General features: G+C 49.1%; 29 protein-coding genes and 1 tRNA gene. 15 read left to right on the top strand and 15 right to left on the bottom strand.

Going from position 1 to position 26,464, the window contains the following annotated elements; all coding sequences use genetic code 11:
• Positions 1-25 precede the first annotated feature (25 nt).
• The 5 genes from JNO48_10515 to JNO48_10535 form a co-directional block, all read right to left on the bottom strand.
• Positions 26-1,228: an RtcB family protein gene (locus JNO48_10515; GenBank protein QTE67626.1), complete on the bottom strand. Its 1,203-nt coding sequence runs from the start codon at positions 1,226-1,228 to the stop codon at positions 26-28.
• A 218-nt stretch (positions 1,229-1,446) separates the two neighbouring features.
• Positions 1,447-2,904 (bottom strand): DUF2828 family protein, encoded by a 1,458-nt coding sequence (locus JNO48_10520; GenBank protein QTE67627.1) that lies wholly within the window; start codon positions 2,902-2,904, stop codon positions 1,447-1,449.
• Positions 2,905-3,450: 546 nt separating this feature from the next.
• Positions 3,451-3,521 (bottom strand) — tRNA-Asn (locus JNO48_10525).
• Between the two features lie 476 nt (positions 3,522-3,997).
• Entirely contained in the window at positions 3,998-4,912 is a 915-nt protein-coding gene (locus JNO48_10530) for a WYL domain-containing protein (protein QTE67628.1), read from the bottom strand.
• Entirely contained in the window at positions 4,912-6,126 is a 1,215-nt protein-coding gene (locus tag JNO48_10535) for a WYL domain-containing protein (protein ID QTE67629.1), read from the bottom strand. Before JNO48_10535 ends, JNO48_10530 begins: the two co-directional genes overlap by 1 nt.
• A gap of 209 nt (positions 6,127-6,335) precedes the next feature.
• On the opposite strand from JNO48_10535, the gene JNO48_10540 reads away from it, so the two are divergent.
• Positions 6,336-6,755, top strand: a complete 420-nt coding sequence (locus JNO48_10540; protein QTE67630.1) for a DNA-binding protein — start codon at positions 6,336-6,338, stop codon at positions 6,753-6,755.
• Positions 6,756-6,910: 155 nt separating this feature from the next.
• On the opposite strand, the gene JNO48_10545 is transcribed toward JNO48_10540, so the two are convergent.
• The 7 genes from JNO48_10545 to JNO48_10575 form a co-directional block, all read right to left on the bottom strand.
• Entirely contained in the window at positions 6,911-7,360 is a 450-nt protein-coding gene (locus JNO48_10545) for a hypothetical protein (protein ID QTE67631.1), read from the bottom strand.
• A gap of 11 nt (positions 7,361-7,371) precedes the next feature.
• Positions 7,372-8,034: a lysoplasmalogenase gene (locus JNO48_10550; GenBank protein ID QTE67632.1), complete on the bottom strand. Its 663-nt coding sequence runs from the start codon at positions 8,032-8,034 to the stop codon at positions 7,372-7,374.
• Between the two features lie 94 nt (positions 8,035-8,128).
• Positions 8,129-8,938, bottom strand: coding sequence for a hypothetical protein (locus JNO48_10555; protein ID QTE67633.1), 810 nt, complete (start codon positions 8,936-8,938; stop codon positions 8,129-8,131).
• A gap of 19 nt (positions 8,939-8,957) precedes the next feature.
• Entirely contained in the window at positions 8,958-9,734 is a 777-nt protein-coding gene (locus JNO48_10560) for a hypothetical protein (GenBank protein QTE67634.1), read from the bottom strand.
• 96 nt (positions 9,735-9,830) lie between these two features.
• Complete coding sequence (locus JNO48_10565) at positions 9,831-9,983, bottom strand: hypothetical protein (protein ID QTE67635.1); 153 nt, start codon at positions 9,981-9,983, stop codon at positions 9,831-9,833.
• Positions 9,984-9,998: 15 nt separating this feature from the next.
• Complete coding sequence (locus tag JNO48_10570) at positions 9,999-10,454, bottom strand: hypothetical protein (GenBank protein QTE67636.1); 456 nt, start codon at positions 10,452-10,454, stop codon at positions 9,999-10,001.
• Between the two features lie 45 nt (positions 10,455-10,499).
• Positions 10,500-10,823 (bottom strand): hypothetical protein, encoded by a 324-nt coding sequence (locus JNO48_10575; protein QTE67637.1) that lies wholly within the window; start codon positions 10,821-10,823, stop codon positions 10,500-10,502.
• A 598-nt stretch (positions 10,824-11,421) separates the two neighbouring features.
• Here JNO48_10575 and JNO48_10580 point away from each other — a divergent pair.
• The 4 genes from JNO48_10580 to JNO48_10595 all read left to right on the top strand — a co-directional run bounded on the left by JNO48_10580 (position 11,422) and on the right by JNO48_10595 (position 13,696).
• Positions 11,422-12,198 carry a hypothetical protein gene (locus tag JNO48_10580; GenBank protein ID QTE67638.1) on the top strand — a complete coding sequence of 259 codons (777 nt, stop codon included), beginning with the start codon at positions 11,422-11,424 and terminating at the stop codon, positions 12,196-12,198.
• An 87-nt stretch (positions 12,199-12,285) separates the two neighbouring features.
• On the top strand, positions 12,286-12,627 hold the full coding sequence (locus JNO48_10585) for a hypothetical protein (GenBank protein ID QTE67639.1): 342 nt from the start codon (positions 12,286-12,288) through the stop codon (positions 12,625-12,627).
• Positions 12,624-13,112, top strand: coding sequence for a hypothetical protein (locus tag JNO48_10590; GenBank protein ID QTE67640.1), 489 nt, complete (start codon positions 12,624-12,626; stop codon positions 13,110-13,112). The genes JNO48_10585 and JNO48_10590 overlap by 4 nt, the downstream gene beginning before the upstream one ends.
• Positions 13,113-13,189: 77 nt before the next feature.
• Positions 13,190-13,696: a helix-turn-helix transcriptional regulator gene (locus tag JNO48_10595; GenBank protein QTE67641.1), complete on the top strand. Its 507-nt coding sequence runs from the start codon at positions 13,190-13,192 to the stop codon at positions 13,694-13,696.
• 56 nt (positions 13,697-13,752) lie between these two features.
• Here the strand turns inward: JNO48_10595 and JNO48_10600 are convergent, their stop codons facing one another.
• Positions 13,753-14,175 (bottom strand): zinc ribbon domain-containing protein, encoded by a 423-nt coding sequence (locus JNO48_10600; GenBank protein ID QTE67642.1) that lies wholly within the window; start codon positions 14,173-14,175, stop codon positions 13,753-13,755.
• 6 nt (positions 14,176-14,181) lie between these two features.
• A complete protein-coding gene (locus tag JNO48_10605; protein ID QTE69748.1) occupies positions 14,182-14,607 on the bottom strand; it encodes a hypothetical protein in 426 nt (141 codons plus the stop codon).
• Positions 14,608-14,962: 355 nt separating this feature from the next.
• Between JNO48_10605 and JNO48_10610 the strand changes: the two genes are divergently transcribed.
• The 5 genes from JNO48_10610 (at position 14,963) to JNO48_10630 (ending at position 19,650) form a co-directional block, all read left to right on the top strand.
• On the top strand, positions 14,963-15,589 hold the full coding sequence (locus JNO48_10610) for a flavodoxin family protein (GenBank protein QTE67643.1): 627 nt from the start codon (positions 14,963-14,965) through the stop codon (positions 15,587-15,589).
• A gap of 165 nt (positions 15,590-15,754) precedes the next feature.
• Positions 15,755-17,137 (top strand): GNAT family N-acetyltransferase, encoded by a 1,383-nt coding sequence (locus JNO48_10615; GenBank protein ID QTE67644.1) that lies wholly within the window; start codon positions 15,755-15,757, stop codon positions 17,135-17,137.
• Between the two features lie 181 nt (positions 17,138-17,318).
• Entirely contained in the window at positions 17,319-17,618 is a 300-nt protein-coding gene (locus JNO48_10620) for a hypothetical protein (GenBank protein QTE67645.1), read from the top strand.
• Positions 17,619-17,637: 19 nt separating this feature from the next.
• Positions 17,638-18,660, top strand: a complete 1,023-nt coding sequence (locus JNO48_10625) for a sel1 repeat family protein (protein ID QTE67646.1) — start codon at positions 17,638-17,640, stop codon at positions 18,658-18,660.
• A gap of 27 nt (positions 18,661-18,687) precedes the next feature.
• On the top strand, positions 18,688-19,650 hold the full coding sequence (locus JNO48_10630) for a hypothetical protein (protein ID QTE67647.1): 963 nt from the start codon (positions 18,688-18,690) through the stop codon (positions 19,648-19,650).
• A 64-nt stretch (positions 19,651-19,714) separates the two neighbouring features.
• Here the strand turns inward: JNO48_10630 and JNO48_10635 are convergent, their stop codons facing one another.
• A complete protein-coding gene (locus tag JNO48_10635) occupies positions 19,715-20,344 on the bottom strand; it encodes an SH3 domain-containing protein (GenBank protein ID QTE67648.1) in 630 nt (209 codons plus the stop codon).
• Between the two features lie 400 nt (positions 20,345-20,744).
• Between JNO48_10635 and JNO48_10640 the strand changes: the two genes are divergently transcribed.
• The 5 genes from JNO48_10640 to JNO48_10660 all read left to right on the top strand — a co-directional run bounded on the left by JNO48_10640 (position 20,745) and on the right by JNO48_10660 (position 26,464).
• A complete protein-coding gene (locus JNO48_10640; GenBank protein ID QTE67649.1) occupies positions 20,745-21,152 on the top strand; it encodes a hypothetical protein in 408 nt (135 codons plus the stop codon).
• Between the two features lie 196 nt (positions 21,153-21,348).
• Positions 21,349-22,416 carry a DNA cytosine methyltransferase gene (locus JNO48_10645; protein QTE67650.1) on the top strand — a complete coding sequence of 356 codons (1,068 nt, stop codon included), beginning with the start codon at positions 21,349-21,351 and terminating at the stop codon, positions 22,414-22,416.
• Positions 22,417-22,438: 22 nt separating this feature from the next.
• On the top strand, positions 22,439-24,064 hold the full coding sequence (locus tag JNO48_10650) for a hypothetical protein (protein QTE67651.1): 1,626 nt from the start codon (positions 22,439-22,441) through the stop codon (positions 24,062-24,064).
• Positions 24,057-24,476, top strand: a complete 420-nt coding sequence (locus tag JNO48_10655; protein QTE67652.1) for a very short patch repair endonuclease — start codon at positions 24,057-24,059, stop codon at positions 24,474-24,476. The genes JNO48_10650 and JNO48_10655 overlap by 8 nt, the downstream gene beginning before the upstream one ends.
• The gene (locus tag JNO48_10660; protein QTE67653.1) at positions 24,473-26,464 is read left to right on the top strand and encodes a DUF2075 domain-containing protein; all 1,992 of its coding nucleotides are present in this window, start codon (positions 24,473-24,475) and stop codon (positions 26,462-26,464) included. The genes JNO48_10655 and JNO48_10660 overlap by 4 nt, the downstream gene beginning before the upstream one ends.

A 26,464-nucleotide genomic window follows, 5' to 3' on the forward strand; every position in this document is an offset into this window, starting at 1 on the left:
GTAAAGAAACCAACAGTATAATTTATTACTTTTCCGCGGCCTTGAAGTTGTAAACCGGACGGATGATTTCCACGATGTCTACGGATTCCCGGACAGCGTCCAGGATATCTTCCATCCGCTTGTAAGCCATCGGGGATTCATCCAGGGTTTCCCGGGTAGCGGTGGTGGTGTAGATTCCTTCCATGGCGGCTTTGTAGTCATCCAGGGAAAGTGTCTCAAACGCCTTTTTCCGGGACATGATCCGGCCGGCCCCGTGGGGAGCGGAATAGTTCCAATCCTCATTCCCGCGGCCGATGGCGATGATACTGCCGTCCCGCATGTTGATGGGGATCAGCACCCGTTCTCCGGCGTGAGCCGCGATTGCTCCCTTCCGCAGGATCATTTCATCGGTATCGATGTAGTTATGGACGGTGTGGAAACTTTCCAGCCCGGTCATGCCAGTCTTCTTCAGGATCAGCCCGGCCATGATTTCCCGGTTCCGGACGGCAAACTCCTGGCAGATCTTTACATCGTGGAGGTAATCCTCCAGGTGCTGTCCTTCCAGGTGGCACAGGCTGTCCGGGGCGGTCTTGTGATTCAGCCGGAGCCGCAGGGCATCCAGTTCTGTCTGGATTTCCTTCTCGCGGCCTTCCGCCTTCAGCCGTTCGATCAGTTCGGGGGCTGATTCCTTGTAATCTTCTTTGCCTTCGGCGATATCCACAGCCAGTTGCTGGTAGTATTCACATACCTGCTTGCCGAGGTTCCGGCTGCCGGAATGGATGATCAGCCAGAAGGTTCCGTCTTCAGACCGGTCAATCTCAATGAAGTGGTTGCCGCCTCCCAGGGTGCCCAGGGAATTCTTCAGCCAGTTCCGCTTTTGAAGCTTCCGGTAACACCGGAGCTGTTCCAGGTCAAAAACCTCCCGGGGAGAATCCCAGACGTTCATGCCGCTGGGAATCCAGTGGCAGACTTCATCCACCCGGGCAAAGTCCACCCGCTTATCCGCAAGCTTAGTCGTATACATTCCGCAGCCGATATCCACGCCGACCACATTGGGAACCGCTTTGCCCCGGATGGTCATGGTGGTCCCGATGGTACAGCCCTTCCCGGCATGCACATCGGGCATGATCCGGACCCGGCAGCCCTCGGTGAAAGCCTGGTCGCACATGGTCCGGATCTGCTCTTCTGCCACATCTTCTATTTCCTTTGCGTAGCTGATTGCTGTCGCAAACTTACCCTTGATTTCCATTTTTCTATCCTTTCGTCAAATGGCCGGCCGACGGGGCAGGCAGACGGATTAGCTGTCCGTACCTTACTCCCCGCCGCCGGCTGCGCCTGCTTTCATCCTGCCGCGTCCGCAGGACTGATCAGGAAATTGGCTGGACCGGAGCGAACCGATACCCCAGGGCGATATGCCCTGCGTATCCGGATTCCTGGCAGCCAAATAGTGAACAAATGAGAAACTGCTTATGCGCAGACCGGCGCATACCGTTCGCTGAGCAGGACTTCCTTCATCAGCAGCACGGGATCAAACTTTCCGTTAGCCACCATGGAGAAAATCCGGGGTGTGCAGCCGCTGACCAGGATGACTCCCTGTTCATTCATGCTGACCGGCTGCTGCTGGTTCCGGCTCTGGACATTCCAGAAGACGACCTTGGGCAGATGATAACCGTGCTTTTCAAACAGCCTTTTTGCGTATTCGAAGTTGGTCAGCTCCGCACTATCAGCACAGCAGTCGAACTCCATATCGGAGATGAAGTACAGCGTTTCCGGCAGTTCCTCCTGCGGCAGCCGGTGATTGACTGCCGTGGACAGGATCAGCTCGAAGACCTTCTGGATATCGGTGTTGGCCACTTCGTTGAAGGTTTCGCAGTACTGCACCTTTTCCACCAGATCCTTTCCCTTGATTTCCACCAGCCGGGGATTCCGGGAGAAGGTGATGAAGTGGTTATGGAATTCACCCTTGCAATGCTCCGCAAAATACATGCCCAGGGACAGTGCAACCGTGATCGGATTCGGAGTTCCCCAGCCGTACATGGAGCCGGAACCGTCGATGACGCACAGGGCGTTTCCCTGCGGCGCATAGTCCTCCAGCGCGTTCCAGGTCACGTCCAACGCCTTCCGCTCTGTCTCATCCCCGCGGAAACAGATGGCCTTTTCCACGATGTCATACGGATACAGTGTGGCGGTATGAATGGTTTCCTCACCCTTGGAAACCCGCTCCAGGAAAGCACTGTAACGCTCCTCATCATTCCGGTGGAAGGCCTTGCGGTATTTCAGCATCGCTTTGGACGGCTGCGCGGAATACTCGAAGGTATAGTCCTTCTGCCGCAGGTTGTTCTCGATGATCCGGATTTTTGCCCGCAGGCGTACCAGGGTTTTCCGGTACTGCGCTTCCGTCATGCCCAGGGCTCTCGCGATGCGCTTTGCATCCTTCACAGCGTCGGCACTGGAAGTGTTTACGGACGGCAGCCACTTGGCCATCAGGGAAACATTCTCCCCGGCTTCCAGGGCAGCCAGGTCTTTCGCCAGCTGCTCCTGGATCACTGCCATGGCTTCCTTTTCGCATTTGGTCCCAAAGAGGACCGTCAGGTCATCCCAGCGTCCGTATTCACTGACCAGGTGCAGGTTCTTCCGGACAGACTCCGGCTGTGCATCCGCCAGATGCTTCAGGATCGTCCGGAATACCCGGCGCTCACCCAGGCCGCCCCGGATATCCCGGGAATAGAACAGCATTTTCATGGCCAGATCGCGGTCCTCGGCATATGCACGGGCAAAGCGGACGATGATTTCCTGCTCTTCGGCATTCCGAAGCGCCCCGATGGTTGCAAACAGGTCCAGGCATTCCGAACCGGTGGTCCGCAGGGTCGCGGCGCTGTTTTCGGTCAGGGTCCGGTTCGCTTCTTTTTTCAGTTCATTCAGCATGTTCATCGCCCTCCTTTGCGTGAATCATTCAGGTACAAGATGCCGTTTTTTCCGCGAGGGGGATTCGAACCCCGGCTGCAAGCAGCCCTGCCTTGGAATGATTGCGGTCGACATCTTTGGGAAACCAGATACCTTATCATGTTCAGGGGGAGAATCACCTTGCATGCAGTGTGTGCCCCTGTCTCCGGGCCCAAAACCCGACGTCCGCGAACATGAAACAACGGACCAACAATGTTGCTGGAGGTATCTGCAGGAAACAAGGTGCAGTTTTAAGCTCCAATTGCTTTTTACAGGATTGCTGGCTGCACCTTTCGACAAGATACTGTTTCAGGCTGCTGAATCCAGCTGCTGCCGATTACCAATCGGTTGCTGGCAGTATCTTATGCCGGCAAGATACCATTACGTTTCCGATGGCAGGAATTTCACCTGCTGATCACACGGCCCGAAACCGTGCGCTCCTTGGGCTCAGGTGTCCGTTCCCGGCGTTCCTTTCACCGTCACCTTGGAGCTAATCGAATCATCGATTTTGCTGGTGGTATCTTATCTCGCTCCGGGAAGGAATCGAACCTTCGTCAGACGGTTAACAGCCGCACGTTCTGCCATTGAACCACCGGAACACACAATGCAGAGAGGAAAAACAAGACACCCTTTTGTCGAAGGGAGGAATCACACCTCCCGCCACTCTGTCCCGAAAACAGATGCTCTGTACTGAGCTATTCGTTCAAAGAACGGATTGCTGTAGGTGTCTCTCAGAGGAAAGCGCTTCTCTCCCTTTGTGAAGCCATTTGGAGATCGCGGGTGCCAAGGTCACAGGGAAAATGTTTCCCAGGACGGAGAATCTTTCGATCCTTGCTTCACTGATCAACCGCACTGCTTACGCAGCCGCGCTTCCGGATGATCACGCGGACAGAGTTTGGTCTGGCAAATCACCAACCGCGCCCCTTCCTGCCCAAGGCGCATCTGATAGTGAGTCAGAATAATCCACTTTAAATGCTGTCTGCGCCTCAGATCATCCGGTGATCCTCTCTGCAGCATGAAGATTATCAGGTTTTTAGAATAAGATCATGGAAAAAAAGTTGCGAACTCTTCTTTTTCAGGTGAGATTGTACCGATACTGCTTCTTAATGCGTTCCCGAATGAGGGCGGCAAAACGGTCCGGCTCTACGACCCTGACCAGTGGACCGAAGGAGATGATTTTGATCACCAGTTCCGTTTCATCCTCCTGCCGGTAGTGCAGGGTCATCCGGTATGTATTTTCACCGGTCCGCTCCGTACGCTTGGCCAGGTAGGAGAACTGCAGCATGGCGCGTTCCAGCGCGTTCCGCTCGTTGGTGATTTCCAGCGTCAGGGATTCATTGGTCAGCTTCGGAACGGGATATTCATCCGGATCGAAGGTTCCCCACAGGCGGACATAGGTTATCCGTGAAAGGTTCAGCGTCCGGTTGCTCCATTTCTTGCTGTGGCAGAGCAGACGGAATTTGTCGTCCGTGGAAGAGTATTCCAGGCGGTACGGAATCACAGTCCAGTTGTTGTGAGCGCCCCGGTGGCTGTCAAAGATCACCTGGGTTTTCCGGTGCGTCTTCACCGCCTCCAGCAGAAGACGAAAACGCTCGATATATCCTTCATCCTCATAGGGATCCCCGTTGCTGTACCGGTCATACCATACGATCTTCCCGGGATCAAAGAGCGGCTGGACATCCTCCAGGCCTTCATCCGTCAGGCCGAAAAGGCGGATGCGCGGATCCAGCAGCAGGGTTTTCAGCCAGCGCTTCTGCAGCAGGGTAACCGGATGCGGCGGAATATGGCGGATCATGGTTTTGCAGTCCGGGGTGACCAGCGGCCAGTTTCCGTTCCGCAGGTTGGCCGGAATGACCAGCATGCTTTCCCCGAAGCCCTGCTTCGCTGCGATTTCGCCGATCTTCTCCCGGGTCAGGGTGCCTTCCACAGCTTCGGAAAGGATCTCAGAGACACAGGCATAATATTCGCCGTAATATTCACTGAACAACATTATGCCTCACCTCCGTACAGCCGGCGCATCTTTTCCAGGTCCTCCCGGAAAAGCCGGGTAATATAGGGATTGGAGCACTCCAGCTTTACAATCCTGCCGATAAATGTGCGGATCCAGGGGATCATCTCGGACGCATCGTAAACATCCGCGGTGAACTTCCAGGTTTCCGCATCCGCCTGTTCCACGGCCCCATGGCGCTTTTCACGGTTCAGCCGGTCCACGATAAATCCTTCATCTGGATCGGCATGGACCAGCATTTCAATATGGTCCAGCGAATGCTCCCCGGCGGAAACGCCCCACAGGTGCTGATCAAATTCTTTCCAGAATCTCTCATATTTCTCCAGATTCGGGTCCACACCCAGCGGCTTGATTTTCCGGATGCTGTCCAGACGGAAGAACATCGGCTTCCTGAACGCATAATGATAACCCAGGAGATACTGACGCCCGCTCTGGGTGGAGAAATACAGGCGCATCGGATATACCTGGTGCCGCAGTTCCTTCTTTTTCCTCCGGGAGAAGATGTTCAGCTCAGCCCCGCGGTTTTCTTCCATGCATCGGAACAGGCCGTACAGAACTTCGCTGTCCAGGGCGCCCAGCAGGTACTGGTGCTTGAATTCGAAAGGGGAGTCTCCGCCCTGCGGGAAATAGCTTCCGATGACGCCCAGCGGCGCGGTTTCAGAGAAAAAGGCAATCGCGTCCCGCCAGGCAGGCAGCTGCCGGAAGGGCTTTGCCAGGGAATACACCAGGGTCCTGCCTTTCTTTTCGGAAAGGACGATTCCCATCTGCTCGTATTCCTTCAGCTTGTTCCGTACTGTGCCCTCATCCGGGAACTCTGCCTCAAACGGTTTCAGGTATTCATCCGTGATCCGGTCCAGGCATTCCTGCACGGTAGCCGGGCCCTCCGCCAGGATGTCCAGCAGGCAGAAATGCAGCAGGATATCCCAGTCGGTAAAGCTCCGGGTTTTGAAGGCAACATACAGCGGATTGCGGGAAAGCGTCCGGCTGTCGATGGAGATAAAGACCTTCTTGCCGTTTTCGTCATAGTAGGAATCAATATATCCTTCCAGCCAGGACTTTACCCTGCGGTACTCATCATCGTAGATCCGGGCGCTCTTGGAATCAAACTCATCACGGCTCTTGAACCCATAGACATAGAAGTCCCGCATATAGGACCGGACTTTCTCGAAGTTTTTGATCAGTTCACTGTAGGCCATGACGGTTCACTTCCTTTTTTTCTCTCCCGATTCTATTCTAAATATTTCATGATGAAAAAATACAGCACCTTCCATATACCTTGAATAATAGGTGTTTTTGGCTGTTTCTGCAAGTACCGGCAGTGCTCCTCAATATTGCGAACCCAAAACCGAAATGCTAAAATATATCCAGCCAGACAACCGCATCACCGACCGGAAGGAGAACCGATATGCAGTACAAGCGTTTCAATGATACCTATATGCTCCGTATCGACAAGGGAGAAGAAGTCATCCAGTCCCTTACCGCCCTGTGCGAAAAGGAAGACATCCGCCTGGCGGAGGTCAGCGCCATCGGGGCGGCGGACTACGCCGCCGTCGGTGTATATGACCTGGGAACCGGCACCTACCACAGGGAAGAGCTGCCCTTCTTCATGGAAATTGCCTCCCTCTCCGGCAGTGTTACCCGGATGAACGGCAAACCCTACATCCACCTGCACACCACCCTGGCGGACCAGCAGAACAAAACCCATGCCGGCCATGTGATCGAACTCCGCATAGGCGCCACCTGCGAGATGTTCGTCCGCGTCCTCCCCGGCGAAGTCATCCGGAAGAAAGACGAGGCAGTCGGCCTGAACCTCTGGGACTTCTGACATACAAAACAAAGAAAAGAAGACAGACAAAGAGACAAACGAAACAAAGAAAGCAAACGAAACAACCAAATCAACAATACCGGCGGCAGCTTCGAAAGGAGCTGCCGCCGGTATGTGTTTTTATATTCACTTTATGTCTCATTCCCTGCAGGTGTTCATTGCTTTCCCCTTGCGGCTTCGTTATATCTTTTCTCCTGCAGCTGTTCTTCTTCGATTTCCTTCAACCTTCTCAGGTAATACTTTTCCCCCAGCGCTTTCAGGATTTCCAGCACCCGGGAGTGCATGACGGCCAGCCAGTCACAGTCCGGATGCTCCAGTGAGTACCGCCCGGCCTCATATGATGCAATGCTGAAGGCTTTGATGCGGTAAATATAATAAAGCAGGTCATCCACATGATCGAAGGTTTCATCCACATGCTCGGATTCCCGCCAACCATAATATATATAATGGTATCCTCTTTCATCTGCGAATATGAATTCGCCGTACGGACTTTTCCGGCGCATATCCTCCGGATTGAAGGATGTGTACTGATAACGATTATCTTTGTCGAGATCAATACCGATCCTCTTCAGATCGTTTTTCATGATTTCCCGAATATCTTCCATCTGCCGCATCCTCATCCCAGGAACTTCAGGCTCAGCGCGATCAGCAGCTGGCCGACGTAATACAGGGAGATGTTGGTGATCCGCAGGCTCTGCTTCGTTTCCTTCCCGAAGGTATTCAGGATGAGGACAATATCACTGAGCAGGAACAGCAGCGCCCCGCCGGCGAACACCGCGGTAAAGGCGGAAGGGGAGGCAATCAGGTTCGCAAAAGCCACCACATTCAGCAGCACCACCGCGCCGATATAAACCACCCCGAAGATCTTGAAGGCCGTCTTCGCGGTAATCTGCCGGAAGATCCATACCATGAGCAGCGCGGTGAGCACTACCCCGATGCCCACGCACAGCCACGGGGAAGCAGCCATGCCCATCACGGCCACCAGGTACAGCACATGCCCGGCCAGGAACACCAGGATCCCCACCAGGAAGACGGGCTGCCCCTTCGAAGGAAACACAAACCGCAGGTTCAGCAGCACATCCGCAATGCACCCGAGCAGCAGGCCCACACAGATGAGCCCGGCCTCCCGGGAAGAACCCATGAGCCGGTAACCCAGCACCACAAAGCAGAAGGAAGCAACCCCCTTCAGGATCACCGCAGGGACATAGTTCTTCCGGCTCTCCTCATACAGGAAGAGCCCGGCAAGCACCAGGCAGAGGGGAATGAAGATGTAGGACATGGGGAGGACCTCCTGTTTAACTATAATACAACTCTAAATTAGCCAAGTGCCGTCAGTTGAGAAACTGGCGGCACTTACTTGAGCGTTTATGAAATCATATACTGATGACTGCTTTTAACTGGTTTAGTGCGTCCATGCTGTGCGTCGAAAAAACAATGCCAAAATCTTTACATGTGTTCTCGATTTCAGCTAATTCTGAATGAACATCAAGATACTTAATGTCCTTTGCCGAACTGCCAATTAAGAATTCTTTATTATTTCCAGGGAGATAATTTAACTCTTTCCCGCTTAATCCCAAACGTTCAAGAATCGTATCATTAACTGCCAGACCACTTGCAACAACAGCATCGATGGAATCATGATAATCAGATATCATTCCAGTTATTTCACTTGTCGGAATAATGGAATTGGGGAAGATCGGCCTGGCTAATAGAATGGTTTTAATTCCACTCTGATGAAGCCTGAACAATAATTCACATCTGTCAGAAGGGGTTGCGATCTTATCGGTTTTCTCTGTGATTCCATAAGAAGCATTAGCAGGAATAGATACTGCAATAAATAGCGTTTGATTATTATCCGCCATCTTTTCACTTAATTCTGCTAATTGCCGGACAGTATCCTGGGCCAGGTTTTTTCTTGTGATAATGAGCATTGATTTTTGATATGTTTCATATAAAGACTCAACTAATCGAATGCCGGCCTGCTCATCGATAAAATTCTCACGATCATGTGAAACATAAATAATATCAAATGATGAATTACGTATAGAGGCAACAATTTGATCTATCTCATCCATATCTTGTTTAGTTTTAGGGCAATCGAAATCCAAAGTATAACAATGTTTGCATTCCAAAGGACATTTTCCTGAGAAAGAAACCAGAACACGATTAGTATATGAAACCATATTATCCTCCCGAAATACTTTAACGTTTGGCAAAGTATGCATTAACAATATTTGATCCCAAATCGTTCAGCGTTTGGCATATATCAATAACTTTTTCTTTTTCGCTTAGCAAAAATATGTTTTCATCATCAGGATCGGAACTAATTTTACAATCCACATCAAATGTGACACCACCCAATATTTTGGTTTTTTTCTTCTTGTTGTCTTTATTTTTATCTTGCATTAAAGGAATTGCAATCATCATGTTCCGGCCAGATTGCTTATCTGAGAGATAGTGCTTATTATCGCTATCCTGATAATAGTATTTAACAGACCCATTTACATTCAATGCTGTTACTGGATATTCGGTAAGATCTACACCATAGATCAATAGCTTGGGTTGCCGAAAATCAAAAACCACAATGCTCTGTTTTTTATATGCTAGTCCTAACACGCCCCAATAAAGAGCACGAGCGTCGCTGGTAGAATTGACATTTCCTCCTACTGTACATATTGTTTTCCTCAACCTGGAGAAACATTTTTCCCCTTTATACTTTTTCCCTCGAAAAAGGGTAAATCCTTTATTTTCTACGAGAATTGATTTCGTATTCGCAGGGATGATATCTGTCCCTAATATCTTTTTCAATCCTTGAGCCATTATTGGCCTGACATTGCTCACACTAACCGAATTATAGTATTTTATTGTTGCAAGCCTGACAGAGATAAACGTTATAACAGAAGTTATTATCCAATCAATTCCATGATTTACAAGTGAGTCTTTAATCTTTTCAAATGCTTGATTAATCCACTCGAGCATGTATTACTCCTATTCTGCCAAAGCAACTATAGATCATTATTTTGCTTTCATAATTTTCCTCAAATTAATTTGGCATAAATCCCAAGTCAAGAGAAATTACAGAAAATCTCTAAACTTATCGATCAACTCAATGATAAACCGGGCTTTTTTTCCTTGATAGGCGATCTGTGCTTTCTTTACCCAAGCCCTGACAGGAATGATCTCTAACCACGCAAGCCCCCCTACAACGCAAAGCACAATGATGACCATATGATTGCCTCCAGATTATTTAAGGCCATTATTCAACACATACAGGATATTCATTGCTTGAGTAAGGACTATCTTATCAGGCAGTTTCTCGAGATGATATTTTGCTCGCCATTCACCAATTGCTTTCATCACCCGCTCACCCAAATCTCTTGCCATATCATCTTCCGGAAGACCGGCTGTTGAGGAAACTGGCTGTAAGGAATCTGGAACTGAGTTAACAACAGGGAAATTATCTACAATATTGGAAACAGAACTGGATTCCGGAGTGGAGGGAGAGGTGGTTTTTGGTTCTTGATTTGACTCAGGTACAGGTTTGTCTTGTATCTCGGCACTTTGGCTAATTTCCGCCGTTGAATTATCATCGGATTTTATAGTGCTCTGCTCTTCAGCAGCGATGGAATCTGGAGCACCAGATTCTACAATTTTCGAGATAATTGTTGAAGTAACTTTTTTAAATAAAGATGTACTCACTTTTCGCGCCCTCTCTCATTATTGATTATAAGATAGGAAGAACCATCACACATGGTAACTGCGAATGGCATCGGAAAGTTTTTCATTGAGGAGTTCAAACTGACCCATGGCATACTTGAGGGCGGTGCCAGTAAGATTCTTTGATTCGATGTGACGGTAGGTTCTTTCAATTTCATCAACACTGGCACGAATCAATTCGCCGGAATGACGCATATACTCAGAGGTCTTAAATGCTTCGATTCGGGCTTTGAGTTCTATCGTCTCTTTCCTGCGCAACTGCCGATAAGAAGAGAACACATTGATGAGGGACGAGGCCGCGTTACAAACTCCAGTTGCAAGGCTGAGGGCGGTGGTGACTTCAGTACTCATAGACATTTCCTCCTCTTTTAACTCAATATAAGGTTACCGAAATAAGCCGAAAAGCATAATATGGACATTCATTCTGCCTGATATAGCAAAATGGATGGATGAAGGAACCACATAAATGAAACGGGAAACATCATTTTGTTAATGTTGGGAACCATAATTGGATGTTTCACATTTGATTTATGGGTATAATAAGGGAGTAATATGGAACGAACAAACACATCTGAGAGAAAGGAATCTCTCAATGATGATAGATGTATTTATTCGAGAAGGAATACAATATACCTGCGAATATGTACGTGCAATATAATGTTTTTATACTGTTTATAGTTTGATATTATCGATTTGCTATTTGGTTAAGGTTTTTGTGGTCTCTTGGCTCTTCTTTGGTTATCAAACACACGTTTTTGATGAATACAAATAGATCACAGACATGCGTACACACATACTGTACACACACCCTGCAACTTTCTTCCCCCATTTTTGTTTATATCTATGAAGGCACATTCCAACCCGCCTTCCTGCCATGAACCAATTCCCCCGAAGCCGCTTCCGGAGAAAAGCGGCGCCAGTGACTACACCACAACCTGGAGGACTCGCCATGAAGAAATTCCTGTTACTCATCACCGCCCTGTCATTCCTGTTCCTGGCTTCCGGCTGCGGCCAGAAAGCCTTCGAACCGGACCGCACCAAACCCGTCGGCATGATCCTCGTCAACGGGACCGTGAAAACGGATACCGAACCGGAACTTGGACAGGTGGTCTACGCGGAATTCACGGACAACCAGTACCGCTTCCCGCTGGATGCCGTCATGGTCTACTATTTTGACTACGACGAAGAAACCGCCTACGCCGGGGACCAGAACTGCACCTCCCTGACATTTGCGGCCAATGCCGATACCAAACAGGTCGAGGCGGAGGCCTCATGCCGGTACATCTTCCGGGAAGGTTCTGAAAATACGATCTATGCGTATTATCTCTATTATGACGGAAAAGGCCTTGGCTTTTACCCGATGGAGACCCTGATGGCCCACCGGATTACCGGGGAAGAATTCAGTATCCGGATTAACGAGCAGTACAGGTTCACGCTGGAAAACGAAAAACCGACATCGTTCTTCACGATCTGCTGCCGGAAGGGAGAAGAAGAACTGGCCTTCGGAACTGTCCGTCCGGAGGAAATGGACGACTATATGAAATATCCGCTCCCGGAGGGAACGGACAATGTGGAGATCAACGCCTTTGACGTAAACGGTGAATTCATCAGCCGGAAGGAACTGAAACCCGGGGACTACAGCTACACCGCGGGATACGACATCGGCGGCCAGTTCCAGGGCGCGAAATCCCTGCGCCTTGTCTGGCCGGAACCGGCAGAACCGTAAAACAGAAATGAATGAATATTGCCAGGGGAATGCTTCCTCTGGTAATATTTCTTTTTGGGAGAAACCAAAACGAAACCAGGAGCCGATATGGGAGAACTGCAGTTCATCTTCGTCCACGGGTTATCCGGCTGGGGCAGCTATGATACCCAGTATTCCCGCATGCCCTACTGGGGCATGCGGGGAGGGGACCTTATGCTCTTCCTGCGGGAAAAGGGATATGCGTGTTATGCAGCCTCCGTTTCCCCGACCGGCAGCGCCTGGGACCGGGTCTGCGAGCTGTATGCCCAGCTGGCCGGCACCTGGAACGTGTACCCGGTGCAGGACGGAGACCACATGTTCCTCCAGGGCGGACTGTTCCATAAACATGATATCCGTCCCTTCTACCTGGAGCTGCTGGGAACCATCCGGAAGGCGGAGGAAAGCAAATGAGTGAAATAAAGGAAAACCTGCGGAAGCACCTGGAGGCGCATCCGCAGGCCACGGAAGAAGACGTTGTAAAATTTGTTTTCCAGGCATTCCTGGGCGTTGGCCACCTGGTGAGCAGCGCCGACGCCATCCAAAGAAGATTGGAAAACGAAATGGCACAAAACCCGGCGGACGATACCGAACCACAGGCCGAAGAGCTCAGCCCCCGCTGGGTCCGGCTGAATCTCCGCCCGGCCAAAGCCAGGGGAATTGCCCCGGAAGAACTCGCAAAGCGGGTCTACCGCTCCGCGCAGCAGCCGATCCCGTACACCCGGCAGGATGTTATAGACTTCTGCAAGGCCCTGGACCTCCCGGACATGGACAAAGACAAAATAGAAGAAGAAGTCAACGAACTGCTGAAAGGATCCTTCCTTCCCAGCCACTCACAGCAGTACCGGGAAGCATACAAACCGGCATATGTAGTCCTTTTGAGGGAAGAAATTCCCTGATTCGCTGTTTATGGGGAAGACATTTCCGCATTCCCGGGATACAATAAACCCATCCCAAGGAACAGGAGAACGAATGGATGGACATGGTAAAGATGGGGAGCTTCCTGGCGGAGCTCCGGAAAGAACATGAAATGACCCAGGCGGAACTGGGCGAGAAACTCGGCGTGACGAACAAGACCGTTTCCCGGTGGGAAACGGGGAACTATATGCCGCCGGTGGAGATGCTGGAAGAACTCAGCACCCTGTACGGGCTGACCATCAACGAACTGCTGGAAGGCCGAAAGCTGACCACGGAAGAGTATAAGGAAGCCGCCGAAACCAACATTAAGGAAACCCTGAAGGCCAGCACCTTTGACCTGAAGGAAAAGCAGGAATTCTTCAAAAAGAAATGGCGGAAAGAACACCTTTCCACCTTCATCGCCTGCACTGCTGCCTGGATCGTCCTGCTGGTTGCCCTGAAGCTCCAGAACGTGGACGTCTCCCTGCTGGGCACCATCGGCGGCCTGCTGGCAGCCCTCTACTACGTCGTCCTCAATAACCGGATGATGGTCTATGTAGAAGACCACCTGTATCCGAAAAACTGAAGAGCAGAAGAAACAGGGCGCTGCGGAATGTTCCGCAGCGCCCCACTTTTATATCCTTACTTCTTCAGTTCCTTCCCGCAGTGGCTGCAGAAGGCAAAGTCCGCCTGGATGGGCTTGCCGCAGTACGGGCAGTACATGCCCTTGGCCGAAGGGGACTTTGTGCTTTCCACGTCATATCTTCCGTGGAAATGCTCGTTCAGGGGATCCGGCTCCTCATCCCCGTCGGTGATGTCCAGATGGGACGGCCGGTTCTTTGCCACCGCGCAGTAGATGCTGTAGATCCCGACAAGGATGCATGCTCCCGAAAACAGGTAGCAGAAGGTGACGCCGCCGCCGGCTCCGGGATTGCTTCCGAAAGCGCTGAAATGGGATTCCGTGGCCCGGACTTCACCGGCCATAACCAGTCCGAACACGGACATACCGAGGGCAATGATTCCGCCGATGAGGGACGGCCCGCGTCCCTGTTTGATGCTCTTCATATCCTTTTACCTCCCGTAACGGTTTTTCAGGTCCCATACGGTGCGCTCGATCCGGTCAATCATCCGGTCGATCTCCGCGCGCGCCTCGTTGATCCGGTTCTGCACGATGAAGTCGCTGAAGACATTGTCGAAGAAGATATCCAGCGTGGAAGCCAGGCTCCCGGCCTGCACATACAGCCCGTCCTCGTCCACATCCCGCAGCTCCTTCGCAAAGCGCTTCAGGTCGCGGTTGGCCTGCGCCACCCATTCGTTGGCGGAGCTCATCTTGCTGTGCTTGACCACGCTGGAGATCACCCCGCCGCCGAGGATATCATAGATGCCCCAGTTCCGGGCGGAATTCAGCTTTGCCTTCGCTTCCCGCAGGCTGTCCAGGGCCCTCTCCCCGGCCCGGATCGCCTCGTCCACTTCCCGGGTATCCGCACTGCCGGACATGGACCGAGTAAAGTCGGCCGCGGCACTCCGGCTCTCCCGGTCCTCCTCGTCCTCATATTCATCATCATCATCCCCGCTCTCCAGGCGGTTCTTTCCCAGCCGGTTCTTGACGATCCCGTATCCGATCATCGCACCAATCGCCACCAGGAACCACTCCATACCGATCCCTCCTCCAAAGGATTCATTCGATACTATAAATATAGACGCATTTCCGCAGAAAAACAGGACAGATAACGCAAAATATACGGGACTATTTTTTTCAAAGACAACCAATCAATACTCCCTGCTGTTTTACAACCCGTCCTTTTTCCCGTATAATAAGGCAAAAGAAAACCGAAATACGGAGGGAACCGATATGGCCAAGGTCCTGCTGCTGAACGGCAGCCCCCACGCGAACGGATGCACCGCCACCGCCCTGAAGGAAATGATATCTGTCTTTGAACAGGAAGGAATCGAAACCGAACTGATCCAGGTGGGCAACAAGGATATCCGGGGATGCATCTCCTGCGGCACCTGCGGAAAGAAAGGCAAATGCGTTTTCGATGACCTCGTGAACGAAACCGCCCCGAAGCTGGAAGCGGCGGACGGCCTGGTGGTCGGAAGCCCCGTCTACTACGGCTCCCCGAACGGAACCATCCTGTCCTTCCTGGACCGGTTGTTCTATTCCACTTCCTTTCCCAAGCACATGAAGGTCGGCGCAGCGGTTGTCAGCTGCCGCCGCGGCGGCAACACCGCCTCCTTTGACGTCCTGAACAAATACTTCACTATCTCCGGAATGCCGGTGGCCTCCAGCACCTACTGGAACCAGGTGCACGGCTTCACCGCCGAAGATGTCCTAAAGGACAAGGAAGGCCTCCAGACCATGCGCAACCTGGCCCGCAACATGGCCTTCATGATCCGAGCCATCCATGACGCAAAGGAAAAGTACGGCCTGCCCGAAGTGGAGCACGGCAGCTTCACCAGCTTCCCGGACGGGAAATAAGAAAGATCAATTCTGAGAAAAAACGATCTGTCCGGAAGTGTTCAGGCAGCAGCTTTCAATTCGCCGTGGATAATGAAGGCATAATATGGTACAATCTTTCACAGACGTAGTGCTGAACAGCATGAAGAATCTGTGTCCACATAAAACTGAAAATGGAGGCCGCTTATGAGGAACAACGAATTCCAGTTTGACGATTTCCCCAAACTGAAAATGTACCGGGAAAGAAGATATTTCATTGCGATCATAGCCGTAGTCGTCTGTTTTATTGTGGTTTCCTTTATGAACTGGGCGCCGCTGGATGATATTACCAAACGGATTACGACTTCCACGACATTGATCGGCGCTGTCGTCCTGTGGCTGCAGCTGAAACGCGGGGAACGGCTGAATGAATCCAACTTCATCATGAACCTGAACAACCAGTTTGTCGGCAATGCCAATATGACCCTGGTGGAGCATGAACTGGAACAGTGCTATAACCAGTATGAAGCCATGCTGAAGGAAAAAGACAACATATCCGGTGAGGAACTGAAGAAGCTCCGGCTGGACCTGAGCCAGTCCCGCACCAGTGAAGACTGCCAGAAACTGATTAACTACCTGGTATATATGGAGGCGCTGGCATCCCTGGTATGCCGCCGGGTGCTGCATCTGGATGTGATTGACAACCTTTTTGCCTACCGCTTCTTCATTGCTGTCAATAACCCGATTGTCCAGCAGAATGAAATCTTTCCCTACGCGGAATACTATCGCGGGCTGTTTGACCTCAGCAAGCGCTGGACAGACGAGAAACTGGAAAGGTACCGGAAAAAGGAAAAACTCAGCAAAGATGAAGCCGTCAATCCCAGCATCAAAAACCATATAATTCCGATGGGCCAGTTTGACCTGAATGAACGGTATCGGGAATACTGTGAATCCAAAGCCTCTGTCACGGTACAGCTTGATGTTTCCCTTGCGGAAAGCCGGGACAAGAAAACAGATATTGCGAAATGCATTTATGAAACGGATCCGATTATCTATCCGGAAGCATTCGGGGAAGACCCCGGCCAGGCAGTCAAGGCCATGAGCCGGATTATCGGAATGGACAACTGCCTTTTCGATTACCAGCACTTGCTGGTCGCGCGGTCTTTCGGACAGATCTGCGGTGTCTGTGTGTTCAACTGCGGGGATGCGCAGTGGGATCGGGAAGCCATCAAAAAACGGGTCGGGGACAAGTACCTGCCTACCAACCAGCTGGAAGGGTTCGACTATGCGTCTGAAAAGTATTTTGAAGATATCTGTAAGCGGAAAGATGGCGAGGAATGGATAGAACTGGTTGCCTGCTGTGTGGAGGAAGGCTTCCGCGGAAAAGGCATCGGGGAGGAAATGCTGCAAAAACTGATTCAGCTCAACCCGGGCAAAACGATCCGGCTGACTGCCCTGGCAGACAATGAAGCGGCAATTGCCCTCTACAAAAACAACAATTTCAAAACGATCGAAGACAACAAGGACGGTTTTGCCCCGCGCGGGCTGCATGCCCCGAAGTGCATCGTAATGGAGAGAAAGGGTAACTGAAGAAAGAAAACCACACAACGAAAGAAACCCGCGGCAGTGCCGCGGGCCTTTTCTTCTTTTTCACCGATGCTGAAAAAAATCAGCATCTTTTTTGCTCTAATAAGACAGGGGGACCGGAAATTGCAAAAGTAAATGCGACCCCCGACAGCCAACACTCAACAACCACAGGAGGTGCAGGAGAATGGAAAGCGCAGGAATGACCTGGAAGGAGACCGCCCTGGAACTGACAAAGGATTTCATGGCCTGGGGATGCCGGTTCAGCCGGAAGAAGCTTCCGGAGATCGCCATGGGATATGAATGCACCCCGCTGTTCTTCTGGAACTGGATGGACGACCCGGAAGCGGAAAAAACCGAGAACGGCTTCCTGCGCGTCCTGGGCTACGCCTGGCGGAAATACCTGGAGGAGGAAGCGGAACCCGTCCCACAGCCGAAGGCTGCCGGACGGATCCGCCCGGGAACCGCCGGAAGGCGCGCCGCGTAATCACACGAAAGGCATGGTGATGACTTTGACCACGAAAGAACTGGAAAAGATTGCCTGGGCCCCGTATGACCTCATCCGGAACCCCACCCAGGAGGACTGGAAGAAATCATATGACGCCCTGCGGCAGCTGGAAAAGGAAAACCCCAAGGACGGCCGCTACCCGAATACCCTCGGATACCTCTGCTATTACGGCCGCCATACCGGGCAGCGGAACTACGAGGAAGCCCGCATGTGGTTCGAGAAGGGCGAAAAGCTCGATGTGATTGAATCCATGTACAAGCTGGCGGATATGCTGACAGAGGGAATGGGCGGTCCGGCGGACCCGGACCGCGCCCTGAAGCTCCGCCTCCTGGTTTACTACATCTGCCGGGACCAGTTTGAAGACGGCATGCAGGACAGCAAATTCGCGGATGCCGCCCTGCGGATGGGAAGAATGTACCACGAGGGAAAGCTGTGCCATCGGAACGACCTGGAAGCCATGAGCTACCTGCTGGAAGCCAAGTACGCCATCGAATGCCGGAAGCAGTACCACGAGTACGGCGATGAAACCGTGGAGAAGAACATCCTGCGGGTGATGGACGAGTGCGACAAGCCGGACGACGAGGTCCGGAGATGGAAACAGTTCGGCCTGGGCCTCAGCCGCGTACCCAACCACCTGCTCGCCAATGACGATCTCCTCATGACCATTAAGATGGACGTGGATGACCGGGGCACTATCCGCCTGGAATTCCGCCGGAAGCGGAAGGACGGCAAAAAGCCCAACAAAATCCTCTGGTCCGTCGCCCCGGCCATGAAGGTATTCATGCTGGACAGCGTGGTCCTCTACGGCGCGGAAGTGAAGCAGATCTGGAGCAAAACCCCGGAGGAAACCGTCACCTGTAACCGCTATGAATACGACGAGGACTCCGACACCTACACCTTCTTCCTGGAGGACGAACCCCAGTTCCGCCTCCAGGGCGGCTGGTTCGTCCTCCCGATGGATGAGCTCCGGAAGACGGAAATCGCCAGCCACCCGGCCGGGGCACCGGGCGTGTGGCAGTAACCCCGGGGAAAGGAAGGGAAGGAAGATATGGCCAAAGTCAGACCCACCGCCCCGCCCGGAACCAGAACCAGATCCACCTTCAATATCACCCTCAAAACCACGCCCAAAACCCTGGCCGAGCTCAACACCTTACCGCCGCTCCCGTTCCGGAACCCCTACCTGATTCCCTGGGAAGACCCGCCGGATGCCCCCGGCCGGCCGTACCGGACCAATGCCGCAGATATCCACAGCCATGTCCTGCCCAACCTGGATGACGGCGCCATCTGCATGGAGGAATCCCTGGAGCTGCTCCGCCTGGACCGGGAGGAAGGCGTCCGCACCGTATTCGCCACCCCGCATTACGGAAAGGAAAACGGCTTTGCCCCGACCACCGCGGATACCTTCAATGTTTTCAACCGCCTGCAGGCAGCGGCCAGGAAAACCTACCCGGAAATAGAACTCTTTTTCGGCACGGAATGGTACTGCTCGGAAAACATTGTGGAACGGATCCGCAGCAAAGAAGCCTGGCCGATGATGCCCTCCGACTGGTATATGGTGGAATTTATGGAATGGAGAGGAAACACCGAGCCGGCGGAGGCCATTCTCCGCCGGCTGAAGAAGATGAAGGACAACCATATCAAGACCATCCTGGCCCACGCGGAACGCTACACCGCCCTCCAGGAGGACTGGAACCTGGCCAAACGCATCTGTGACATGGGCATCCTCCTCCAGGTGAACGCCTTTGACCTCCAGATGAACACGAACGAGGACACCCGGAGCCTGGCCCAGTGGATGGCGAAAGAGCACCTGATCTCCTTCCTCGGAAGCGACATGCACGGCATCCGCCCGGGCAGGCGCTTCCCCAAGATGCGCAAGGGCATCCGCTGGCTGTATGAGAACGTCGAGGAAGACTACGCCAACGACGTCGTCCGCCGCAATGCCGAGAAGTACCTGGGCATACCGAAGCTGAAGGAGGAAATCGGGGCGAGCGATGAAGCTAAAGAGAAATAGGATATTACGATCAATCAAAAAGCCGGTGGCAGGAGATCCTGCCACCGGCTTGCCTGTCAACGACTCAATGAGTTGCGTTGTAAAGGGCTTTTTTCGTCTGGTTGCCGACAACACCATCGATATCCAGGCCTTTTCTTTCCTGGAAATACCGAACGGAAAGCCTCAAAGCATCATCAAAGTAATAGGAGCTATCAAGATTCTTGAAGCAGCCTTTAGCTTCGTATACAGTCTTTTGCGGATAGGTATTATTGTATTTCGTATTTATTGCCCACCATCTTAAGTCCTGTTTAATTGTCTGGATGTAAGAAGAGGAATTGCCAATCCGAAACACATCCGTTCCATACTCTTTCTGGTAATCCGGGAGCTCGGTGGGTTCCTGAGGCTGTGAAGCCTTTTTCAGGTAATCCTCTCTGATGTATCCGGTATAGTTGGTTCCGCCGATGGTAAATGTTACTTTATACCACCCATGATAAGTATTGGTTGATTCCAGGATCTTAACATTTGTATTCTTAGACAGGGTTTTGACAAGCGTGCTGTTTTTGTTGGGCTGCTGTCTGCATCTGGCTTCTTTCTGAGAAACATATGCCCATGTATTCTTGGGGATATTGGTCTGTGCGAAAGCCGGAATAGCCAGACCCAGGACAGTAACCAGAACAAGAACAACAGCAATAATACGTGAGAATCTTGCCTTCATAATAATTCCTCCATGAGTGTTTTTTTTCAGAAAGCATGGACTATTTTAGTGGTTGAATTACTGCGATCGGCAGTCTCCTCTGCCGAAACAGTACACAAAAAAACAATCGTATTGCCTTCTATTTTTTTGTTTTAAGTATTGCAGTTGCAACTTGCAGACGAATTCTATCACACATATTTATTTCTGTCAAATATAGACGCAAGAACTGCAAGAAGTGCCATTTGCGTTGGACTACCAGCATTGTATTGTTCCTGCTGGCTGTGGAAGTACTCGCATATTTCAAATTATCACAACGAAAAAGCAATAATTGCTCTATAAAAAAAGCAATTATTGCGGTATGATAGAAGCATAAGTAATGCTTGCCATTAGTCAGGAAAAGTAATGAATGGAGGTGTAATTGATGGCAAGAACAGGGGACAGTTATACGGTGGTACTCAAGGACTCTCATATTAAGTGGGGAACGTATCGCAATACGGAAACCAGGGAACCCGTTCCGTTGGAAGGATACATTCCAATTCCAAAGGAATGTGCTGTAGAATTCAATATTCTCAATTCGAACGGTACAGATAAACGAGATATTTTTGGTCAAAACTTATTTTACTGCAGATCTGAAGACGGCTTCTTTGAAGGAGTCCTAAAAGCGCAAGGAAGCAGTGATGCTGGCGATATTTATGCAAAACAATTTGCCGAAAACGACAACTTGAAAGGATTGGGATATTGGTTTAGGGATATTGGTGCAGAAGTCGGATCAAGGGTTAGGGTTTCATGGACATCTTCTGATAGTGTTGTAATTTCAATGGTCGAATAAAATTATACTGGATATCAAGCAACCAGAATTGTAAAGAGGCTGGTTGCTTTTTTTACTTCTGGATAAACGATTGTCATTGAATCAAAGCATAAATATTTGATATAATAAATCAATCTTTTTGAAAAAGATTAAAAATGCGGCGGCATTCTCCGCTGTGAACGTTGGGAACACGTATAAGCCAAGGAGGAAACACTTAATGTCCAAGGAAGTATTTAGGCTGGGGGAACTATTCTGCGGTCCAGGAGGAATCGCTTGCGGCGCACACAAAGCAGTAAGCGATGATGGCAAACTATCAATTACTCATGCATGGGCAAATGATTTTGATCAAGACACATGTGACACATACGCAAAAAACATCTGTAATGGTGATTCTTCTACAGTCTATTGTATGGACGTTCGCAAACTTGATATTAATAAACTCGGTTCGATTGATGCTTTCGCATATGGATTTCCCTGCAATAGTTTTTCGAATGTGGGCGAACATGAAGGCCTGGGCAACGAAAAATTCGGGCAGCTTTATACATATGGGATTGAAGTGCTTAAGAAATTTCAACCCAAATGGTTCCTTGCGGAAAATGTTTCGGGGATTCGCTCAGCTGGTGATGGTGATCACTTTAAGGTGATTCTTCAGGATATGGAGAATGCTGGATATAAACTTGTGACACATATGTATAAATTCGAGCAGTACGGAATTCCCCAAACCCGTCACAGGATTATTATCGTTGGAATAAGAAACGATTTAGATGCGCAAGGCATTAAATTTAAAGTGCCTTCACCTGAACCATACAAGAATATTGATGTTACTGCGAGAACTGCACTGGCAAATATTCCGAAAGACGCTTCCAATAATGAAGTTCGACCTCTTCAAGAAAAGGTCAAACGGCGGCTTTCATATATCAAACCTGGGCAAAATATCTGGCAGGCTGAAAATCTTCCGCCTGAACTTGAAATAAAGACAAGGACGAGAATCAGTCAAATATACCGGAAACTTGATCCAGATAAACCCTCTTATACTGTAACAGCTGCTGGCGGTGGTGGTACTTTCATGTACCATTGGTCTGACGAACAGAGAGAATTGACAAATAGAGAAAGGGCTAGGATTCAAACATTCCCAGATGATTTTGAATTTGTCGGGAAATACTCTTCAGTAAGAAAACAGATTGGAATGGCTGTCCCACCCAAGGGCGCAGAGATTATTTTCAAGGCCGTATTGAATACTTTTGCCAATATTGATTATCCATACATTGAGCCGAGCTTGACATAATAAATCAAGGAGGCGGTCAAGGATGGCCTATAATCATTGGTTCGTTTCCAGACAGAAAAGAAAACTGACAACAGTATACCCTGCATTGATTGCATACAGCGATGTATGTGAAGGGCATATCTGGGAGAGGAATATTCAACTGCAGCTGGAGGATGAACTGGCCAATCGCGCCATAACAGATCATGGTTCATTACGTGCACGACGCAATGATCAGGGTGGCGGAGGCACAAGAACCCTGTTTAAGCAAATGAAAGATCTTGGCCTTGTTTTCCTTGAAGAGAATAATAAAAAGTGCAGATTGACGTTAATTGGTGAAGATATTGTCTCCGGGAATATCACCTTTGTTGAAGCAATGCGCCTTCAACTCCAGCGATATCAGTATCCGTCAGCAACGGTATGGAATGGCAGATATGGTGTAAGCCATGAATTTAAGGTACACCCTTTTCAATTCTTATTCAGACTTCTAAAAGATCCTAGGCTTGATGGATACATATCTATGGAGGAAACAGCTGGTATCATAATTTTCGAAGCAAAATCAGATGATGATGCTGTATTCCAGAATGTTGTAGAACATATCATCAGATTTAGAAATGGTGACAGAACGAGCTTTCATCCTGACACAAAGACAAAGACATATAAAGATATTGCAAATACACTGTTTAATTATATTGGAATCACTCAATACATTGATCGGGACAACTCGACTATGCACATCAGAAAGGGTAAAGAACAAGATGTTGAAGCATTTATAACTAACTGGGCTTCATTTATCCCAAATCCTGAACTGTCTGAGAATTATCAGAGAAGATATGGAAGAGGGAATCAATCAAGAGACTTAAGAAACTTTGAACGTGAGACAACAAAAACTCAAAGAGCGAGAAATGAAGCAAGAATAAGAAGAGAATATATAATTCTTTCTCTTCATACCCCGATAACGAAAATTACATCTGATGTAGTTAGGAATGTTACAGAGCGTACGGGTGTTGATGAGAGAATTGTGAGAGATTATTTGACTCAGAATTACCCGCATGGTAATTTGGATGATTTCTTTATGGCTTATCGAGAAATGGCACACATGGGACGAAGTGGTGCCGCAGAGTTCGAGATGGCGACGAAGGAAATGTTCACGAAAGTATTCAATATGAATGCTAAATGGGTTGGCCCGATTGGAAACACACCAGATGTATTCGTTGAATCAGCCACATTTGGTTTTTGCGGGATAATTGATAACAAGGCTTATAAAGATCATTACAGCATCAACGGGAATCATAAGCGGATTATGGAGGATGTATATATTCCCAGATATCAGACATACGGTGAAACAGTTCATCCGCTGGCATTCTTCTCCTATATTGCGGGCTCGTTTGGAACCAATATAGACAGTCAAATAGACGGAATACGAATTGACACCGGCATAAATGGCTCAGCGATGCCTGTAGACATACTGATTGATTTTGCACAGGACTATATCGAAAAAGGTTATAACCATAATGCAATTCAGTATATTTTCAGCGTAAACAAGGAAGCAAGTATTGCTGACTTGGAAGCATTAAATGGTTTTGTGGAGTATTCAGAATACCATACAATGGATACTATTGCCGAAGCAGCGGAAAATACTGTTCTACACGAGGAAGAAAACAATGGATGATCTGACGAAAGAGCAACGGCGAAAAAACATGCAGCATATTCGCTCAAAAGATACATCCATTGAGGTTAAACTGCGCCAAGCATTGTGGGCAGAAGGGATCAGATATCGAAAAAACTACAAAGAACTGCCTGGGAAGCCAGATATCGTCATCTCAAAACATAAAGTAGTTGTTTTTTGCGATTCATCTTTTTGGCATGGAAGAGATTTTGAAAAGAAAAAGCCTGTTGATACCAATCATGAATATTGGGACAAGAAAATCAGAAGAAATATGGAACGAGATAAAGAAGTAAACAAACAACTAGAATCTATAGGGTGGACAGTGCTGCGATTTTGGGATGTTGAAATAAACAAACAAATAGAGGAATGTGTGTATAAAGTTAAAAAAGCAATATGTGAAGGAGAATGCCTATGAGCAGTCATACCTTCAGTACCCAGCAGGGGAAAGCATACTATTATAATTCCATTCCAAGTTTCATCCAAGAAGATTCAAATTCAATAATAGGCGAATTAGTTAAGCATTCATTCGATGTCAATAAAGAGCAAACAGATGCTTGGGAAAAACAGGTCCATGAATTGCAGACACGCCTAGATAAATGTGGTGTTAAGGGCGATATAATTTTTGAATATGACATCATTCGTCTTGGAAAACGAATTGATGTTGTTTTGCTTATTCGCCATATGGTGTTTTCTCTTGAGTTTAAGAATGGGAAGAAAGGATTTGTGGCACAAGATGCGCAGCAAGCTGAAGACTATGCGCTGGATATAAAGAATTTTCATAAGGAATCAGAAGATCTTTATGTGTGCCCGATTTTGATTGCTACAGACGCTGAACCATATAATAAAATGCAGACGTTAGATGCATATTCCGACAAACAAATTCATCTGCAGCGTGAGAATTTAGAAACCCTAATTCCCAAAGTCCTTCAACTCACAGATATTTATGGTGATGACGAAAAGATCGATTTCGATAGATGGTTTAATTCTCCGTATCATCCCACTCCCACTATTATCGCTGCGGCAGTTGAAGCATATTCTACACATAATCTGAGTGCTATCGCAAAATCTGAAGCAGGTCAAGCAGAAATTGAATTTTGCGAGCAGAAGATTAACGAAGTTATTTCATACGCCCAGAAAGAAAAAAAGAAATGTGTTTGTTTTGTTACCGGCGTTCCAGGCGCAGGAAAAACGCTTGTGGGTCTAGACGTCGTTGCTAAAAACCTAGACAAAGGTGACGATAACCTCAGCGTATATATTTCTGGAAATGGGCCGCTGGTTGATGTGCTGCAAGAAGCATTAGTTCGCAGTGCAAAACAAATGAAAACATATAACCGCCAAACAACGGCTGCTGTTAAAACACTTATTCAAAGCAGTTTTGCTTTTAAACGAGATAACGCTGCCCACAATAAACCAACAGCGGAGAAAATATTAATCTTTGATGAGGCACAGCGTGTTTGGAATAAGGAAAAGATGACCCAGAAGCATAAGAACGATCCGGTCTTATCCGTCAGCGAGCCACATCTTTTATACAGCATCATGAACCGTCATAAGGATTGGGCAGTAATGATTTGCTTAGTCGGATTGGGCCAGGATATATATGATGGTGAAGTTGGTGTAAACGAATGGTTCCGGTGTGGGATCATAGACTTTCCAGAATGGGAGCTTTTCTATTCTCCCAAACTATTCTCTCAAACTGAAGATAAAAGTATTGATAGAGAACTGATTGAAAGATGTAGCCGATGCCATGCATTAAATGGGTTGCATTTGAATACAGAGATTCGGTCCTTCAGAGCAAGCAAACGGAGTCAATTTGTCGACTCCTTGTTGGATGGAAAAGCAGAAGAAGCTTGTAAGACTTATGAATTAATCAAAGATAAATATCCGCTTTACATAACACGTGATTACAATAAAGCAAAGGAATGGATAAAGAAGCAGGTGCGTGGATCACAACGCTGTGGTGTTTTGGCTTGCAGCAGTGCTCAAAGACTAAAACCTGAAGGGATTTATGTCTCGAAAGATATTGATGTAAAGAACTGGTTCCTTGCTCCGACTGATGATCTACGCTCCTCAAATATGCTGGAAATAGTGGCCAGTGAATTCAAAGTACAAGGACTTGAAATCGACTGGGCAATTGTATGCTGGGATGCCGATTTGAGAAGAACAGCAGCAGGAAAGGATTGGGATTATTATTCTTTTAGCGGAACGAAATGGAAACATCGGAATCAGCCTATTCAGCAACGATATCTGCTGAATTCCTATCGCGTACTATTGACACGAGCCCGGCAGGGGATGGTAATCTTTGTGCCGAATGGCGTTGATAGCGAAGCTGACTCTACAAGAGAAAGAAAATATTATGATGGAATATATCAATACTTGAAAAGCTGCGGAATTGAGGACCTGTAA

The organism is Clostridiales bacterium, from assembly GCA_017569285.1.
Classification (GTDB): Bacteria; Bacillota; Clostridia; order Christensenellales; family Aristaeellaceae; genus Aristaeella.

Coding starts and splice junctions, on each gene's coding strand:
- JNO48_10515 (QTE67626.1), bottom strand. CDS start 1,228: ATGGAAATCAAGGGTAAGTTTGCGACAGCAATCAGCTACGCAAAGGAA.
- JNO48_10520 (QTE67627.1), bottom strand. CDS start 2,904: ATGCTGAATGAACTGAAAAAAGAAGCGAACCGGACCCTGACCGAAAAC.
- JNO48_10530 (QTE67628.1), bottom strand. CDS start 4,912: ATGTTGTTCAGTGAATATTACGGCGAATATTATGCCTGTGTCTCTGAG.
- JNO48_10535 (QTE67629.1), bottom strand. CDS start 6,126: ATGGCCTACAGTGAACTGATCAAAAACTTCGAGAAAGTCCGGTCCTAT.
- JNO48_10540 (QTE67630.1), top strand. CDS start 6,336: ATGCAGTACAAGCGTTTCAATGATACCTATATGCTCCGTATCGACAAG.
- JNO48_10545 (QTE67631.1), bottom strand. CDS start 7,360: ATGGAAGATATTCGGGAAATCATGAAAAACGATCTGAAGAGGATCGGT.
- JNO48_10550 (QTE67632.1), bottom strand. CDS start 8,034: ATGTCCTACATCTTCATTCCCCTCTGCCTGGTGCTTGCCGGGCTCTTC.
- JNO48_10555 (QTE67633.1), bottom strand. CDS start 8,938: ATGGTTTCATATACTAATCGTGTTCTGGTTTCTTTCTCAGGAAAATGT.
- JNO48_10560 (QTE67634.1), bottom strand. CDS start 9,734: ATGCTCGAGTGGATTAATCAAGCATTTGAAAAGATTAAAGACTCACTT.
- JNO48_10565 (QTE67635.1), bottom strand. CDS start 9,983: ATGGTCATCATTGTGCTTTGCGTTGTAGGGGGGCTTGCGTGGTTAGAG.
- JNO48_10575 (QTE67637.1), bottom strand. CDS start 10,823: ATGAGTACTGAAGTCACCACCGCCCTCAGCCTTGCAACTGGAGTTTGT.
- JNO48_10580 (QTE67638.1), top strand. CDS start 11,422: ATGAAGAAATTCCTGTTACTCATCACCGCCCTGTCATTCCTGTTCCTG.
- JNO48_10585 (QTE67639.1), top strand. CDS start 12,286: ATGGGAGAACTGCAGTTCATCTTCGTCCACGGGTTATCCGGCTGGGGC.
- JNO48_10590 (QTE67640.1), top strand. CDS start 12,624: ATGAGTGAAATAAAGGAAAACCTGCGGAAGCACCTGGAGGCGCATCCG.
- JNO48_10595 (QTE67641.1), top strand. CDS start 13,190: ATGGACATGGTAAAGATGGGGAGCTTCCTGGCGGAGCTCCGGAAAGAA.
- JNO48_10600 (QTE67642.1), bottom strand. CDS start 14,175: ATGAAGAGCATCAAACAGGGACGCGGGCCGTCCCTCATCGGCGGAATC.
- JNO48_10605 (QTE69748.1), bottom strand. CDS start 14,607: ATGTCCGGCAGTGCGGATACCCGGGAAGTGGACGAGGCGATCCGGGCC.
- JNO48_10610 (QTE67643.1), top strand. CDS start 14,963: ATGGCCAAGGTCCTGCTGCTGAACGGCAGCCCCCACGCGAACGGATGC.
- JNO48_10615 (QTE67644.1), top strand. CDS start 15,755: ATGAGGAACAACGAATTCCAGTTTGACGATTTCCCCAAACTGAAAATG.
- JNO48_10620 (QTE67645.1), top strand. CDS start 17,319: ATGGAAAGCGCAGGAATGACCTGGAAGGAGACCGCCCTGGAACTGACA.
- JNO48_10625 (QTE67646.1), top strand. CDS start 17,638: ATGACTTTGACCACGAAAGAACTGGAAAAGATTGCCTGGGCCCCGTAT.
- JNO48_10630 (QTE67647.1), top strand. CDS start 18,688: ATGGCCAAAGTCAGACCCACCGCCCCGCCCGGAACCAGAACCAGATCC.
- JNO48_10635 (QTE67648.1), bottom strand. CDS start 20,344: ATGAAGGCAAGATTCTCACGTATTATTGCTGTTGTTCTTGTTCTGGTT.
- JNO48_10640 (QTE67649.1), top strand. CDS start 20,745: ATGGCAAGAACAGGGGACAGTTATACGGTGGTACTCAAGGACTCTCAT.
- JNO48_10645 (QTE67650.1), top strand. CDS start 21,349: ATGTCCAAGGAAGTATTTAGGCTGGGGGAACTATTCTGCGGTCCAGGA.
- JNO48_10650 (QTE67651.1), top strand. CDS start 22,439: ATGGCCTATAATCATTGGTTCGTTTCCAGACAGAAAAGAAAACTGACA.
- JNO48_10655 (QTE67652.1), top strand. CDS start 24,057: ATGGATGATCTGACGAAAGAGCAACGGCGAAAAAACATGCAGCATATT.
- JNO48_10660 (QTE67653.1), top strand. CDS start 24,473: ATGAGCAGTCATACCTTCAGTACCCAGCAGGGGAAAGCATACTATTAT.